16 protein-coding genes are annotated in these 15,555 nt (G+C 46.0%); 11 read left to right on the forward strand and 5 right to left on the reverse strand.

Going from position 1 to position 15,555, the window contains the following annotated elements; genetic code table 11:
* Position 1 precedes the first annotated feature (1 nt).
* The 8 genes from trpS (at position 2) to queA (ending at position 5,982) form a co-directional block, all read left to right on the forward strand.
* Positions 2–1,063, forward strand: coding sequence for a tryptophan--tRNA ligase (trpS, locus tag H8S54_RS06290; protein ID WP_021925986.1), 1,062 nt, complete (start codon positions 2–4; stop codon positions 1,061–1,063).
* A 228-nt stretch (positions 1,064–1,291) separates the two neighbouring features.
* Entirely contained in the window at positions 1,292–1,615 is a 324-nt protein-coding gene (gene ylxM, locus H8S54_RS06295) for a YlxM family DNA-binding protein (RefSeq protein WP_117852021.1), read from the forward strand.
* A gap of 3 nt (positions 1,616–1,618) precedes the next feature.
* On the forward strand, positions 1,619–2,968 hold the full coding sequence (ffh, locus tag H8S54_RS06300) for a signal recognition particle protein (RefSeq protein WP_186901123.1): 1,350 nt from the start codon (positions 1,619–1,621) through the stop codon (positions 2,966–2,968).
* Between the two features lie 53 nt (positions 2,969–3,021).
* The gene (rpsP, locus tag H8S54_RS06305) at positions 3,022–3,267 is read left to right on the forward strand and encodes a 30S ribosomal protein S16 (protein ID WP_117852013.1); all 246 of its coding nucleotides are present in this window, start codon (positions 3,022–3,024) and stop codon (positions 3,265–3,267) included.
* Positions 3,268–3,349: 82 nt separating this feature from the next.
* Positions 3,350–3,580 carry a KH domain-containing protein gene (locus tag H8S54_RS06310; RefSeq protein ID WP_021926512.1) on the forward strand — a complete coding sequence of 77 codons (231 nt, stop codon included), beginning with the start codon at positions 3,350–3,352 and terminating at the stop codon, positions 3,578–3,580.
* 121 nt (positions 3,581–3,701) lie between these two features.
* Complete coding sequence (gene rimM, locus H8S54_RS06315) at positions 3,702–4,205, forward strand: ribosome maturation factor RimM (RefSeq protein ID WP_021926511.1); 504 nt, start codon at positions 3,702–3,704, stop codon at positions 4,203–4,205.
* Complete coding sequence (gene trmD, locus H8S54_RS06320) at positions 4,206–4,970, forward strand: tRNA (guanosine(37)-N1)-methyltransferase TrmD (RefSeq protein ID WP_117852009.1); 765 nt, start codon at positions 4,206–4,208, stop codon at positions 4,968–4,970.
* Complete coding sequence (queA, locus tag H8S54_RS06325) at positions 4,957–5,982, forward strand: tRNA preQ1(34) S-adenosylmethionine ribosyltransferase-isomerase QueA (protein WP_021926509.1); 1,026 nt, start codon at positions 4,957–4,959, stop codon at positions 5,980–5,982. Before trmD ends, queA begins: the two co-directional genes overlap by 14 nt.
* Positions 5,983–6,306: 324 nt before the next feature.
* Here queA and H8S54_RS06330 read toward each other — a convergent pair whose 3' ends face one another.
* Complete coding sequence (locus tag H8S54_RS06330; RefSeq protein ID WP_186901124.1) at positions 6,307–7,545, reverse strand: CapA family protein; 1,239 nt, start codon at positions 7,543–7,545, stop codon at positions 6,307–6,309.
* 144 nt (positions 7,546–7,689) lie between these two features.
* Positions 7,690–9,063 carry a sodium-dependent transporter gene (locus H8S54_RS06335; protein WP_021926507.1) on the reverse strand — a complete coding sequence of 458 codons (1,374 nt, stop codon included), beginning with the start codon at positions 9,061–9,063 and terminating at the stop codon, positions 7,690–7,692.
* Positions 9,064–9,454: 391 nt separating this feature from the next.
* Here H8S54_RS06335 and H8S54_RS06340 point away from each other — a divergent pair, with 391 nt between their 5' ends.
* From H8S54_RS06340 to H8S54_RS06350, 3 genes are all read left to right on the forward strand, one after another.
* Positions 9,455–10,288, forward strand: a complete 834-nt coding sequence (locus H8S54_RS06340) for a deoxyribonuclease IV (RefSeq protein WP_186901125.1) — start codon at positions 9,455–9,457, stop codon at positions 10,286–10,288.
* A 110-nt stretch (positions 10,289–10,398) separates the two neighbouring features.
* Entirely contained in the window at positions 10,399–10,665 is a 267-nt protein-coding gene (locus tag H8S54_RS06345; protein ID WP_021926505.1) for a type II toxin-antitoxin system Phd/YefM family antitoxin, read from the forward strand.
* 3 nt (positions 10,666–10,668) lie between these two features.
* Positions 10,669–10,983: a type II toxin-antitoxin system RelE/ParE family toxin gene (locus tag H8S54_RS06350; RefSeq protein WP_173767546.1), complete on the forward strand. Its 315-nt coding sequence runs from the start codon at positions 10,669–10,671 to the stop codon at positions 10,981–10,983.
* A gap of 134 nt (positions 10,984–11,117) precedes the next feature.
* On the opposite strand, the gene H8S54_RS06355 is transcribed toward H8S54_RS06350, so the two are convergent.
* The 3 genes from H8S54_RS06355 to H8S54_RS06365 form a co-directional block, all read right to left on the reverse strand.
* Complete coding sequence (locus H8S54_RS06355; RefSeq protein WP_186901126.1) at positions 11,118–12,107, reverse strand: 2-hydroxyacid dehydrogenase; 990 nt, start codon at positions 12,105–12,107, stop codon at positions 11,118–11,120.
* Between the two features lie 563 nt (positions 12,108–12,670).
* Positions 12,671–13,945, reverse strand: a complete 1,275-nt coding sequence (aroA, locus tag H8S54_RS06360; protein WP_186901127.1) for a 3-phosphoshikimate 1-carboxyvinyltransferase — start codon at positions 13,943–13,945, stop codon at positions 12,671–12,673.
* A gap of 168 nt (positions 13,946–14,113) precedes the next feature.
* The gene (locus H8S54_RS06365) at positions 14,114–15,223 is read right to left on the reverse strand and encodes a prephenate dehydrogenase (protein ID WP_186901128.1); all 1,110 of its coding nucleotides are present in this window, start codon (positions 15,221–15,223) and stop codon (positions 14,114–14,116) included.
* Between the last annotated feature and the right edge of the window lie 332 nt (positions 15,224–15,555).

Raw genomic sequence — 15,555 nt, forward strand, 5'->3', positions numbered from 1 at the left:
TATGAAAAAAGTAATTTTGACAGGTGACCGTCCAACAGGACGTCTTCATGTCGGACATTATGTAGGCTCATTATCTGAGCGTGTAAAACTGCAGAATTCCGGCAATTATGATGAGATTTATATTATGATCGCAGATGCCCAGGCTCTTACAGACAATGCAGAGCATCCGGAGAAAGTACGCCAGAACATTATCCAGGTTGCACTGGATTACCTGGCTTGCGGCATTGACCCGGACAAATCCACTATTTTTATCCAGTCCATGGTTCCGGAACTTACAGAGCTTACCTTCTATTATATGAATCTGGTTACAGTGGCCCGTGTTCAGCGTAACCCAACTGTAAAATCTGAGATCCAGCAGCGTAATTTTGAAGCCAGCATTCCGGTAGGATTTTTCTGCTATCCGATCAGCCAGGCAGCAGATATTACCGCTTTCCGCGCAACGGCAGTTCCGGTTGGGGAGGATCAGCTTCCAATGCTGGAGCAGTGCAAGGAAATCGTGCACAAATTCAACACCGTATACGGTGAGACTCTTACAGAGCCTGAGATCGTGCTTCCTTCCAACAAGGCATGCCTGCGTCTGCCAGGTATTGATGGCAAAGCCAAAATGAGCAAATCCCTTGGAAACTGCATCTACCTTTCTGACGAGGCAGATGAGGTGAAGAAAAAAGTTATGTCCATGTTCACAGACCCGAACCATCTTCGTGTTCAGGATCCTGGAAATGTAGACGGCAACCCGGTATTCATTTATCTGGATGCGTTCTGCAAGCCAGAGTATTTCCCGGAATTCCTTCCGGATTATCAGAACCTGGATGAGCTGAAGGATCATTACAAGAGAGGCGGACTTGGAGATGTGAAGGTTAAGAAGTTCCTGAACAATGTTCTCCAGGCAGAGCTTGGACCGATCCGCGAGCGCCGTAAAATGTGGGAGCAGCGAATCCCGGATGTTTACGACATCTTAAGAGAGGGCAGCAAGGTAGCAGAGGCGAAAGCCGCTGAGACTCTGAAGGATGTAAAGGCGTCCATGAGAATCAATTACTTTGATGACGACAATCTGATTCACTGATCATTCGATTACTATTTGGCTGGGAATTGTGCCGGGATGCTATTCCTGAAGAAATCTGGAATGCATTTTGGTTCACAACTGTAAGGTATGAAACAGTTACAATTCCCGGCCTTTTTACATGCTGCAGAAAAATTATTTTTTGCATGGAAAGTAAAATAATTCAACTTGTAAAGAAAAAACACTTGACACACACCGCGAAATAAGGTATGATACCCAAGGTGATAACGAATGGAAAAGTTTGTAGAACGTACTTTGCTCTATGATTTTTACGGAGAGCTTCTTACGAAGAGACAGCAGCAGATCTACGAGAGTGTAGTTCTGGAGGATTATTCCTTAAGTGAGGTTGCAGAAGAACTGAATATCAGCCGTCAGGGCGTACATGATATGGTCAGACGCTGCGACAGGGCGCTGGAGGGATATGAAGAGAAGCTGCATCTGGTTGAGAAGTTTGTGAATATCCGGGGACAGGTACAGAAGATCCATGAGCTTGCATCCGGGTATCACGCGGATGATATCGTGGCAATATCCAATGTGATTTTAGAGGAGTTATAATTCATGGCATTTGAAAGCTTGACAGATAAACTTCAGAATGTATTCAAGAAGCTAAGAAGCAAAGGCCGTCTGACAGAAGAGGATGTTAAGATCGCTCTTAAGGAAGTTAAGATGGCACTCCTTGAAGCGGACGTTAACTTCAGAGTGGTGAAGCAGTTCACCAAATCTGTACAGGAACGTGCGGTTGGACAGGACGTTATGAACGGACTGAATCCAGGCCAGATGGTCATCAAGATTGTAAATGAAGAGCTGGTTAATCTTATGGGAAGCGAGACTACAGAACTTCCGATCAAGCCTGGCAATGACCTTACCGTGCTTATGATGGCAGGTCTCCAGGGTGCTGGTAAGACCACCACCGCAGCCAAGCTTGCAGGTAAGATCAAGTCCAAGGGTAAGAGACCTCTTCTGGTAGCCTGTGATGTATACAGACCCGCAGCGATCACACAGCTGCAGGTGAATGGTGAGAAGCAGGGCGTAGAAGTCTTTACCATGGGTGACAAGCAGAGCCCAGTGGACATTGCCAAGGCAGCCATTGCACATGCCAAGGCCAATCAGCAGAATGTAGTGATCATTGATACAGCGGGTCGTCTTCATATTGATGAGGATATGATGCAGGAACTTGCTGATATTAAGTCTAATATTGAGGTGGATGCTACAATCCTTGTAGTTGATGCCATGACCGGACAGGATGCAGTCAATGTAGCCCAGGCTTTCACAGAGAAGGTTGGAATCGACGGCGTGATCCTGACCAAGATGGATGGTGACACCCGAGGCGGTGCAGCCCTTTCCATCAAAGCCGTAACCGGCAAGCCGATCCTGTATGTAGGTATGGGAGAGAAGCTTTCCGATCTGGAGCAGTTTTATCCGGAACGAATGGCATCCCGTATCCTTGGTATGGGAGATGTAATGAGCCTGATCGAGAAGGCGGAGGCAGCTGTTGATCAGGAAGCAGCCCAGGAAATGTCCAAGAAGCTGAAGAAGATGGACTTTGATTTCAATGACTATCTTACCAGCCTTGAGCAGATGAATAAGATGGGCGGCATTTCCAGTATCCTGAACATGCTCCCTGGTATGGGAAGCAAGATGAAGGATGTGGAGAGTATGATCGATGAGAAAGCAATGGACAGAACCAAGTCCATTATCCTTTCCATGACTCCGCAGGAGCGCTCCAATCCGGGAATCCTCAATGTTTCCCGCAAGAACCGCATTGCAAGAGGCGCTGGTGTGGATGTTGCAGAAGTCAATCGCCTTGTGAAGCAGTTCGAGCAGAGCAAGAAGATGATGAAGCAGATGCCGGGCATGATGAACGGCAAAATGGGTGGTAAAAGAGGCGGCTTTAAGCTTCCCTTTTAGATAAACAAACTAAATTAAACTAATAAAGAGAAATCAACTGGAGGAAAATTAAAATGGCAGTAAAGATCAGATTAAGAAGAATGGGACAGAAGAAAGCACCTTACTATAGAATCGTTGTTGCAGATTCCCGCAGCAAACGTGACGGAAGATGTATCGAGGAGATCGGAACATACGATCCGAACCAGGAGCCAAGCGTATGCAAGGTTGACGAAGAAGCAGCTAAGAAATGGCTTGCAAACGGTGCTCAGCCTACAGAAGTTGTTGCTAAGATCCTCAAACAGGCCGGAATCGAGAAATAAGAAGTATCTCTCAGGGGGTATTTCTGTAACGTCCAGATTAGAGCCTTTTGATATGCTCTAGGACAGATCAGGGAGGTGTGTAATGAAGGAATTAGTAGAAGTAATTGCAAAATCTCTTGTTGAAAATCCGGACGAAGTAGTCGTTACCGAAACAGAAAAGGATGACGCAGTTGTCATTGAGCTGAAGGTAGGACCATCTGATATGGGTAAGGTGATCGGACGTCAGGGCAGAATCGCCAAGGCAATCCGTACCGTAGTAAAAGCGGCTTCTTCCAAAAGCAGCAAAAAAGTGATTGTAGATATTCTGCAATGATAAGCAAGATATAATGGTGCAGGAGCTGTGGAAACATGGCTCCTGTTTTTACATTGGAAGTCTGTTACAGCAATTAAGAAGAACTGGCTTTCCATTATTCAGTTATGCAGAGGAGTTTTGAATGGAAGATTTATTAAAGGTTGGAGTAATTACAACCACTCATGGCGTAAGAGGAGAAGTGAAAGTATTCCCTACCACAGATCCGGAGCGTTTCCTGGATCTGGAATATGTGCTTCTGGATGCCGGCAGAGAGATGAAGAAGCTGGAAATCCGGAATGTGAAGTTTTTTAAGAATCTTGTGATCCTGAAATTTAACGGGATCGATAACATAAATGATATTGAAATGTACAAAGGCAGAGACCTGTGGGTTCCCCGTGAGGAAGCGCAGGAATTGGATGAGGACGAATATTATATTGGCGATCTGATCGGCATGGAAGTGGTTCTGGAGGACAATACACATTTCGGAACCCTGAAGGATGTTATGGAGACTGGCGCCAATGATGTTTACGTAGTAGAGCTTCCGGACCATCAGGAAGTACTTCTTCCGGCGATCAAGGAGTGTATCCTTGACGTGGATCTGGAGAAAAATGTGATGACTGTACATTTGATGAAAGGACTTTTGTAAATGAATTTCCATGTTTTGACCCTTTTTCCGGAAATGATCCAGAATGGAATGAACACCAGCATTACAGGCCGTGCCATTAACGCAGGGATTCTCTCTGTAGAAGCGGTGAACATCCGGGATTATGCTTTTAACAAGCATCAGAAGGTGGATGATTATACTTACGGCGGCGGAGCAGGAATGCTGATGCAGGCCGAGCCGGTTTACCTGGCCTATGAGGCTATTGCCCAAAAGGCAGGGAAACGCCCCAGAGTGGTTTATCTCACGCCCCAGGGACAGGTGTTTAACCAGCAGATGGCACGGGATATGGCGAAAGAGGAGGACCTTGTTTTCCTCTGCGGTCATTATGAGGGAATCGATGAGAGAGTTCTGGAGGAAATTGTGACGGATTATGTGTCCATTGGAGACTATGTGCTTACAGGCGGGGAGCTTCCGGCCATGGTTATGATGGATTCCATTTCCCGTATGGTTCCGGGGGTGCTCAGCAACCAGGAATCTGGCGAGACAGAGTCTTTCGCAGGAAATCTTCTGGAATATCCCCAGTACAGCCGGCCGGAAGAGTGGCATGGGAAAAAGGTTCCGGAGGTTCTCATGTCCGGTCATCATGCAAATATAGAGAAGTGGCGCAGAGAGCAGTCCATTATCCGTACTGCGAAAAGACGCCCGGATCTGCTGAAAAAGGCAGACCTTACCAACAAAGAATGGAATTTTGTGCGGCAGCTGAAAAAGCAGTGGAAAGAGGAGGAATCCAAAGATGAGAACATCTGATTTTTACTATGAGCTCCCCCAGGAGCTGATTGCCCAGGATCCGCTGGAGGATAGAAGTTCTTCCAGGCTTATGCATCTTTCTATGGCAGATGGAAGCATTGAACATCGCCATTTCAGGGATATACTGGACTATTTGAATAAGGGAGATACTTTGGTGATTAACGATACCAAGGTAATTCCGGCAAGACTTTACGGACACAAGGAAGAGACTGGTGCCGTGATCGAGATCCTTCTTCTGAAAAGAAGGGAGAATGATATCTGGGAGTGTCTGGTGAAGCCTGGCAAAAAGGCTCGTCCAGGTGCGAAGATCACATTTGGTGACGGCATTTTGAAGGGCGAGATCATTGATGTGGTTGACGAGGGCAACCGCCTGATCCAGTTTCATTATGAAGGGATTTTTGAGGAGATTCTGGATCAGCTTGGCGAGATGCCGCTGCCTCCTTATATTACTCATAAATTAAAGGATAAGAACCGTTACCAGACCGTTTATGCTAAGCATGAGGGCTCTGCGGCAGCGCCTACAGCAGGACTGCATTTCACCAAAGAACTGCTGGAACAGGTGAAGGCAAAAGGGGTAAACATTGCCCATGTTACTCTTCACGTAGGACTTGGAACCTTCCGCCCGGTGAAGGTGGATGATGTGGAGCAGCATCACATGCATTCTGAGTTTTATATAGTGGAAGAGGACCAGGCGAAGCTGATCAACGACACCAAGAAAAACGGCGGCCGGGTGATCGCAGTTGGAACTACCAGCTGCCGTACACTGGAATCTGCCACAGGAGAGGATGGAATCCTGAAGGCTGGAAGTGGCTGGACCGAGATTTTCATCTATCCAGGCTACAAATTCAAGATGATTGATGGCCTGATCACCAATTTCCACCTGCCGGAATCCACCTTGGTCATGCTGGTATCCGCGCTGGCTGGGAAAGAGAATATTATGCATGCCTATGAAGTGGCAGTGCAGGAGAGGTATCGGTTCTTCTCCTTTGGAGATGCGATGTTGATACTTTAAAAAAATATAATTTTTTATAGGTAGACAAAAAACGGTTCTTAAAGTATAATTTATATGTTACCGCCTCCTAGACAGGTAAGGAAGGGAGGTGTTACATATGGAAATATTTTGGTCGTTTGTTGCTGCCGTCGCGGCTGGTGTAGTGTGTCACTATATCATCAAATGGTTAGACGGTGATAAGTAGTCGGTAACTAGCCTGTGGATTAAGCCACCACTCCAAAACGGAATAAGACCCCAGAGCTGCAACTCTGGGGTCTTTTGCTGTTACATATGGCTTTTGGTCTTTGTTGTTTAGCTATATTATAGCATACGTAGTTTATATTTTCAATATGTATTTTCTGTATCAATCCAGGAGCTTCTTTCCTGGATTTTTTCCATGATTCGGGTTTTCTCGTCGCCTTCTGCGGGAGTGGGCTGATAGTTGTTGTAGTCAGAGGCAGAGGAGATGGAGCAGGGGATGATGTTGGTTACGTTATCATCCTGCACGCCATCATTTGTGATAGTGAAGGTCTGCTGGAAAATCATGGTGTCCATGTCGCTTGGGGAGGAATTGCCGCCGAAGCAGAAGTTTCCAAGGCTGTACACAATATTTTTGCCCTTGTACTCCTCAACGCCTTGAAGCACATGAGGATGATGACCGCATACCAGGTCGGCTCCAAGGTCGATGGCAAGTCTGCCCAGGGTGGTCTGGTTGGAATCCGGAACGGTTTCTTTTTCATTTCCCCAGTGGAAAATGACGATAACCAGTTCGGCGCCCTCATCTTTTACCTTATTAATATTGTCCTCCAGCTGCTGTTTACGCTCCAGGTGGTCGTTTAGCTCATAAATTCCTATAAGACCGACTTTCACCCCTTTTACGTCCATAACAGCAGTTTCATCATAGCCAAAGTGAACGATTCCTTCGGCGTCCAGTGCGTCCATAGTGTCCTGGAAGCTCTGCTCGCCGTAATCATGGCTGTGGTTGTTGGCTGTATTTACCGCTTCCACAGAGCTGCAGGAGTAAATTCCGGAAAAGGAAGCAGGGGCCTTGAAGGCGAAGGTTTTGTCCTCGCGGTCATAGCTTTCGGTGAAGGTTCCCTCGTTGTTGGCGATAGTCAGGTCATCGGCCTCGAAAATGCTTTTTACATTCTGGAAAAAATATTCCTTTCCATAGCTTTCGAAATATGCGTTCAGGCTGGTATCGTAATCGAAATTTTCATCTGTGCCAAGGGTGCAGTCACCAACCACGCTGACGGTGAGGGTAACAGGGGTGTCGTGGGCGGCTTTGGCCGTTCCAGCTGCGGAATCTGAATTCTCGCTTTCTCCGTTCGCGGAAGCTTCACTATCAGCAGTACTCGAAGCGGCAGCTTGGGTATCGGAAGTGGTGTCAGCGTTTGCAGCGGATTCGTTTTTGACATTGGAAGAATCAGCGGTCTTAGCCTGTCTGGACATGCAGCCGCGTACGATCAGAACGATTACGACCAGCAGCAAAACGCCGCCAATGGCTGCATAAATTCTCCGCAGCAGCTGCTGACGCCGACGATAATATCTGGATTTTCTATATAAATTCTTTTTCTTTTGCATACGTTTATCCTTATCTGGTATTTGGTGTGAACCGGAAACTGTATAAAAAGGTCGCTGGATAGTCAGAAGGGCAAAAATCCAAAGGTTTCTGTAAAATAGTCCGGTGAATTTTTGCCCTGTTGGGTATGGTATTTTGCGGGTATTTTATCTGAAAAACTTATCGTAATAACCCATTACGAAAATCAACAGAACGATAAGCGGCAGTACATAGGTGAGATATGGACGTGCCCATTTTGGAAATTTAACACCGTTTCCAAGATCCGCCTCTTTGATGAAGTTGTCCCATCCCCATCCATAGCGGGTAACGCAGAACAGCAGGTAAACAAGGCTTCCAAGGGGAAGCAGGTTGTTGGAGATAATGAAGTCCTCCAGATCCTGAATGGTGCTTCCTGCGCCAAGCGGCTGAAAACCGCTCCATACATTGAATCCAAGCACGCATGGCATGGACAGAATGAAAATGGCGATACCGTTTACAGCAACGGCTTTTTTACGGCTCCATCCCCACAGATCCATGGCAAAGCTTAAGATATTTTCAAATACGGCAATGATGGTGGAAAGAGCCGCAAATGTCATGAAAATAAAGAACAATGCGCCCCAGAAGCGTCCTCCCATCATCTGGTTGAACATGTTGGGCAGTGTTACGAACACAAGTCCAACACCCTGTGTAGGACTTACGTTGTAAGCGAAGCATGCCGGGAAAATAATAAGGCCGGCCATCAGCGCTACGAAGGTATCCAGAATTCCGATCTGGATGGATTCGCCCATAAGGCTGCGTTCTTTGTCGATGTAGCTTCCGAAGATCGCCATAGCACCGATTCCAAGGCTCAGGGTGAAGAATGCCTGTCCCATAGCAGCGTAGATACCGGAGAGCAGTCCGTTTTCTTTCAGACGGCCAAAGTCCGGAAGCAGGTAGAACTTAATGCCTTCGATTGCCCCTGGAAGGGTACAGCTCTTGATACAGAGGACTACCATAATGGTAAGAAGACAAACCATCATAACTTTGGTAATACGCTCAACGCCTTTCTGCAGTCCCATGCAGCAGGTGCCAAAGCCAAAAGCGGTTACGACTACCATCCAGAAGGTCATTTCCCCTGGATTGGAAAGCAGGGTGTTAAAGACATTTCCGACACCGTCTGTGTCAAGACCTGTGAAGGTTCCGCTTGCTATTTTGAAAAAGTATGCAAGCATCCAGCCGCCTACTGTGGTGTAGAACATCATCAGCATGTAGTTGCCGAGCATGGCACCGTAGCTGTAAAGGTGCCATTTGGTGCCTTTGGGCTCAAGGAGATGGAAGCTTCTGGCAGCGGATTTGCGGCTTGCGCGGCCGACTGCAAATTCCATAACCATGATGGGCAGTCCCAGGATTACCAGGAACAGAAGATAGATCAGTACGAAGGCAGCACCGCCGTACTGGCCTGTGATGTAAGGGAAGCGCCATACATTACCGATGCCGATGGCGCAGCCGGCTGAGATCAGGATAAATCCCAGCCGGGATGAGAATTTTTCACGTTCTTTCATATCGATTTCCTTCCTCTTTTTGTATGAATGAACTCTGTAAAAATGTGGGACGAACGTGTTTTTACAGATGAACACATCTTTCAATAGTATAAGAAGAAAAAGGGATTTCGTCAATAAATTTCTTGAAAAAGAAGGGAGAAATGGTACAATAAGGTGACTGTTCACTGGTAATGTTCCGCGAGGTGTTTTTTGTGAACAAAGTTCACAGAAAACCCGAGAACTGCGGCGCGAAATCATGCTTTGCATGATTTCTGTGCATCGCGAAGCGTGTTACTGGGCACGGAGTGAACAGTAACCAATAAGGTGACTGTTCACTGGTAATGTTCCGCGGGGGTTTTGGCGCAAAGTGTACAGGAACAATGGAGGATATTTGCAGAAAGGGAAAAAGCATATGTTATATATAGGAAATCATACATCTTCTTCTAAAGGATACGCTGCCATGGGGCGGCAGATGGTGAAAAACGGCGGGAATACATTCGCGTTTTTTACAAGAAATCCAAGAGGGGGAAATGCCAAGGCTATTGATCCGGCGGATGTGGCAAAGTTTCTGGAGCTTGCCAGGGAGCATGAATTTGGGAAAATAGTGGCTCATGCCCCTTATACTTTGAATGCCTGTGCGGTGAAGGAGAATCTGAGAGAGTTTGCAAAGGAGACTTTTGCGGATGATCTGAAGCGCATGGAATTTACCCCTGGAAATTACTATAATTTCCACCCGGGAAGCCATGTGGGACAGGGAATCGAGGTTGGAATCCAGAAGATTGCGGAGGTACTGAATGCAGTTCTTACAAAGGAGCAGACCACAACCGTTCTTCTTGAAACCATGTCCGGGAAAGGATCTGAGGTGGGAAGCCGTTTTGAGGAGCTTCGGGCCATTATGGATCTGGTGGAGAAGAAAGACAAGCTGGGTGTCTGTTTGGATACCTGTCATGTATGGGATGGCGGCTATGATATTGTGAATGATCTGGATGGTGTGCTGAATGAGTTCGACCGTATCATCGGCCTCGAACATCTGAAAGCAATTCATCTGAACGATAGTATGAACGGCCTTGGCAGCCACAAAGACCGCCACGCCAAAATCGGCGAAGGCCAGATCGGTCTCGACGCCCTGGTCCGTGTCATCCGCCACCCCGCCCTGGAAGGCAGACCATTTATTCTGGAAACACCCAATGATGACGAGGGCTGGACAAGGGAGATTGCGCTATTACGGGCGAAATATGCGGAATAATGTAGAAAACTTGTAATTGCAAATTTTTTGAAAACATTGACTTCGTTGTATGAGATAAGTATAATATAGATAGAATATTACTATCTCAATGATTCCAAGGAGGTGTCAATATGAATATTCGTCCGTCTGCAGCGATTCGCCAAAATTACAACGAGATTGCTGATATGTGCCGCAAAACAGAAGAACCCATATTCCTGACCAAGAATGGTGAAGGTGACTTGGTGGTTATGGATATTGAAACTTACAACCGTTGGGAAAAGATGCTAAAACTAAGGGAGGAACTGCTTGCTGTTGAGGAAGACAGAATAGCAGGAAGAAGCGGATGTACTCTTGATGAACTGGATGCATACCTTGATGATGTGATTGACGAGGTATAGTGTATGGCAGATAAGAAATATAAGGTGATTGTTTCTGATAGAGCAAAGCAAATGTTGGGAGTGCACTTCCGTTTTATGACACAGGTCAATAAAGAAGCTGCTGCTGCCAAAAAGAAAGAACTGATCACAGCGATGCGCTCCTTAGAGCGTATGTCTCAGCGCTTTCCGTTCTTTGAAGAATCTTATATACCACCGAATAAATATCATAAGATGTTCGTGGAAAAGTGGTATCTAGTTCTTTATCAAATCAAAGATCATGCGGTGTATGTGGATTATATTCTTGATTGCCGTAAGGATTATAGCTGGCTTATTCGATAAAATGTATGGCTGATGTAAAAATCGTTGCTTCAACTGGTGGTGCTTTTTACTATAAAGAAACAAAAAAGGTATTTCAAACGCTTTCTGCCTTGAAATACCTTTCATTTATTTTATTGAAATAACAGAGGCGCTGCTTATGAAAGTACTTCGTTCTTCAGTTCTTCTCCGTTCATGTAAGCACGCGCATTTTCCATGGTGGTCTCGGCGATGTTGGTGAGGGCTTCTTCGGTGAAGAATCCCTGGTGGGAGGTCATGGTGACGTTCGGGAAAGAGAGGAGACGCTGGATCAGGGAAGTCTGCATAATGCTCTCGGACAGGTCCTCGAATACATAATCAGATTCCTCCTCATAAACGTCCAGTCCAACTGCAAAGAACTTGTGATCGCGGATGCCGGAAATCAGATCCTCTGTCTTGATCAGGCCGCCGCGGGAAGTATTCACAAGAATCACACCATCCTTCATCTGCGCAATTGTTTTCTCATTAATGATATGCTTGGTCTCATCGGTAAGCGGGCAGTGGAGACTGATCAGATCACTGGTAGCAAGCAGCTCGTCCAGGGAAACATACTCCAGGAAATCAAGGCTCTTATTCGGGAAAAGATCATAAGCGATGACGCGCATTCCAAATCCCTTGCAGATTCTTGCCATAGCCTGTCCGATCTTTCCGGTACCGATGATTCCAGCTGTTTTCTTATAAAGGTTCACGCCCATAAGACCATTTAAGGTAAAGTTGTTCTCACGGCATTTGATGTACGCCTTGTGCGTGTGACGGTTGGCAGTAAGGGCAAGTGCCATTGCGTGCTCTGCAACTGCTTCCGGAGAATAACCCGGTACACGCAGAACCTTGATACCGTATTTCTGTGCTGTTTTCAGATCGACGTTGTTGTAACCTGCGCAGCGCATAAGGATCAGTTTCACGCCCTGCTGGTGTAACTCTTCTATAACTTTCGTACTCAGATCCGCATTTACAAATGCACAGATGGCTTCATAGCCCTTTGCAAGAGAAGCGGTCTCTTCGTGGATATTCGCTTCGATAAATTTAATTTCAATACCTGGGAATTCAGGCAGAAGTTTGTCAAAAAACTGCTCGTCATAATTTTTGGTTCCGTAAAATAAAATTTTCATTATTTCTGGCTCCTTTCTTTGTACCAGCCGCTCTTTTGTCTGGGCTGATCTCGGTTCGTTTTGTTTGTCTTTTAGTGTTCCTCAACTTACAGTGAGATTATACGTTATTTTTTCCAGGAAAAAAAGGGGAAAACAGGAAGTTTTTCAACTTCGTCGAATGTGTTAAAAAAATATCAATATAAAAATCGGAATAAAACGAATTTTAAAATTGTGCACAAATAAATACATGATAAAATGTGAAAAATACATAATGAAATTAGGAAAATAGAAGAATTATATAGTGAAAAAGACGATTGCATCAAACTAACATTGATTATTATTTAACAGAATGAGGCGGAAAAACAACCATCTCAAAGAGAAAATATTTGAAAAAAGAAAGGTCATTAACCGAACAAACAGCCAGATTTTACCCATTTTGAGAAAGGAGATTTGAAGGAAAAAAGATATTGCATAAAAAGAAAGCCGAAATTCCATACTGATGTTTTTCTGGAAAATTCCGGCTTTTATTATTTTTGCCCAATTCAGTTGTCTCAGATCAATGTAATAACCCGAGGGGTGAAAGGCTATTCGCCTAAACCATACAGGTCTTCATAAAATTCCGGATAGGAAATCTTCACGCAGTCGCCGCCTTTAATGGAAAGCGGACCGTCGCAGAGGAGTCCGGCGATGGCAAATGACATGGCGACACGGTGATCCAGATAAGAATCAATCACGGCGCCGTGCAGCGGCTTGCCGCCATGAATGATCATGCCGTCATCTGTCGGGGTGATGTCAGCACCCATGCGGGAGAGATTCTCTGCCATAACCAGAATACGGTCGGATTCTTTTACCTTAAGCTCCTTGGCATCCTTGATGATGGTGGTTCCCTCTGCGAAAGCCGCCATAACCGCGATCATCGGGATCTCGTCGATCAAAGTAGGGATAATTTCGCCTCCTACAGTGGTACCGTGAAGCGAACTGGTGCGTACCAGAAGGTCCGCAGTTGGCTCGCCGTCCATATTCACATTCAGCATGGTAATGTCAGCGCCCATGTCTTTGCAGACGCGAAGAAGCCCGTCTCTGGTAGGGTTGATCCCCACGTTTTTCAGAAGGATCTCGCTTCCTGGAACCAGAAGGCCTGCTGCAATAAAGTAAGCGGCAGAAGAAATATCGCCTGGTACAGTGATTTCCCTTGCATGAAGAGAAGGTTCCGGAACAATGGAAGCGGTGGTTCCCTCAGAGGTTACCTGTGCGCCGAAATAATTCAGCATGATCTCCGTGTGGTTTCTGGAAAGGACGGGCTCTGTGACGCTGGTAACGCCGTCACTGTACATGCCTGCCAGAAGCACACAGGATTTCACCTGGGCAGAAGCAACCGGAGAATCGTAGTGAATGGCTTTCAGCGGGTGTCCGGCAATCCGAAGGGGAACGCAGTTGTTTCCTTTTATGCTGGTGATGTCGGCTCCCATGGAAAGAAGGGGAGTCATAATCCGTTTCATAGGGCGGCTCTGGATGGAGTCGTCTCCGGTCAGTTCGGATACAAAATTCTGTCCTGCAAGGATACCGGAAATCAGGCGGGTTGTGGTGCCGCTGTTTCCTACATCTAAGATGTCAGTTGGGGAAGAAAGTCCGCGAAGTCCTTTTCCGTGGACCAGGATTTCGCCGTTGTTGTTCTCGATGTCGATGCCCATTTTGCGGAAACAGGAGATGGTGGAAAGGCAGTCCGCTCCTTCCAGAAAATGGGTGATGCGGGTGGTCCCTTTGGCAAGGGAACCGAACATGACAGCACGGTGGGAGATGGATTTGTCGCCTGGGACGGTAATCTCGCCGTGGAGATTGGTTAATTTTTTTATTTCCATAATAATCGTTCCTTAAATGAAAAGTCTAATACAGCAAAATGGAGTATCTGCCATAGAAGAATTAGACGAGTCAATATGGCGATTACTTCATATTTACTGTACTGATACAGTGTTTGTTTGAAAAATTGATTGTAATGTATCCTTTATAAACAACCGCTGGGGCACAGATTATCGTTCATAAACGATATAATTGCGCTTCTTCAAAAGTGCAATTGCCCGCTCCATGGCGTCTTCCTCATAAAATTCGATTTTCAGAACGCCCTGTTCAAATTCACGGTTGTGGATGATGCCGATATTCTTGATACTGATCTTGTCCATAGCAAGAATGGTTGCGATGGTAGCAATTCCACCGGCCTCATCTGCAATATCCAGATAAAGCACATAAGCCTTGCGGATGGGTCCATTATCTACCACATCGATGGAGTCACGGTAATCCCTGGAGCTTGCAAACATCTGGTAAATGGCGTCTGCTTCCCTGCCGTCAGAAGCGCAGTTGTCAATGGAACAGCGGATCTGGATCAGCATGCGGATGTAGTCATCCAGAACATTGGAAATGTTCTCGTGATTTTCCAAGCAGATCTGCTGCCACATTACAGGAGAAGAGGAAGCGATCCTTGTAATGTCCCGGAAGCCGCCGGCTGCGATGGTTTTCATATATTCCGCGTCATTGTCCAGTGTTTTCACAAGATTGACAAGCGCAGATGCGATAATGTGGGGCAGATGGCTCACACCTGCAGTGATGAAATCGTGCTCCTCTGCAGTGAGCACCATAGGAATGGCCCCAAGGGAGCGGATCAGCTCTGTGAAATCTCCAATATATTCCAGCCCAACTTCGCCGCCTGGAGTAAGAATATAGTAAGCGTTCTCCAGAATGCGCTCATTGGAATGGTCGAATCCGGTTTTCTCAGAACCAGCCATTGGATGACCGCCGATGAAGCAGTCTGTCATTCCAAGTTCCTCAACCTTCTGGTGGATGATTCCCTTTACGCTTCCCACATCTGTAATGATGCATCCGTCCTGACGGATCTCCTTTAAGTATGCCAGGCATTCCAGATTGATTTCTACTGGTGCGCAAAGAAATACATAGTCACAGGTTCCAAACCTTGGATCCTTCATTTCCTCGCAGACACCATCTATAATGCCGCTGCTAAGTGCAGAGGCAAGTGCTTCCTTGCTGCGGTTATAGGCCAGAATGTGGTAGTCCGGATGGTACTTCCGGATGGCTTTGGCGATGGAACCGCCGATCAGACCAAGACCGATAAAACCGATTGTCTTCATTATAATATCGTTTCCTTTCCTTCGTTAAAGTGAGAAACGTTACAGTTCACTTTGTTCACAGTAACGCGCTTCGCGATGCACAGAAATCATGCAGGCATGATTTCGCGCTGCTAGTCTCGGATTTTTCGTGAACTTTGTTCACAAAAAATACCTCGCGGAATATTACCCGCGTTTTAAATAAGAAATTACCTTCTGTCATTGTACGAGATTCCTCGCAAATTGTCAATTCCCACGAAAATGACAAAATAATCTAAACTTTTTTGAAAAAAGACCGTCAAAATCCCAGAAAATACTTGAAATTCTTCTGAATATTTAGTAAAATATGAACATAT

This window comes from Blautia segnis, from assembly GCF_014287535.1.
In the GTDB taxonomy this organism is placed as follows: domain Bacteria; phylum Bacillota; class Clostridia; order Lachnospirales; family Lachnospiraceae; genus Blautia_A; species Blautia_A acetigignens.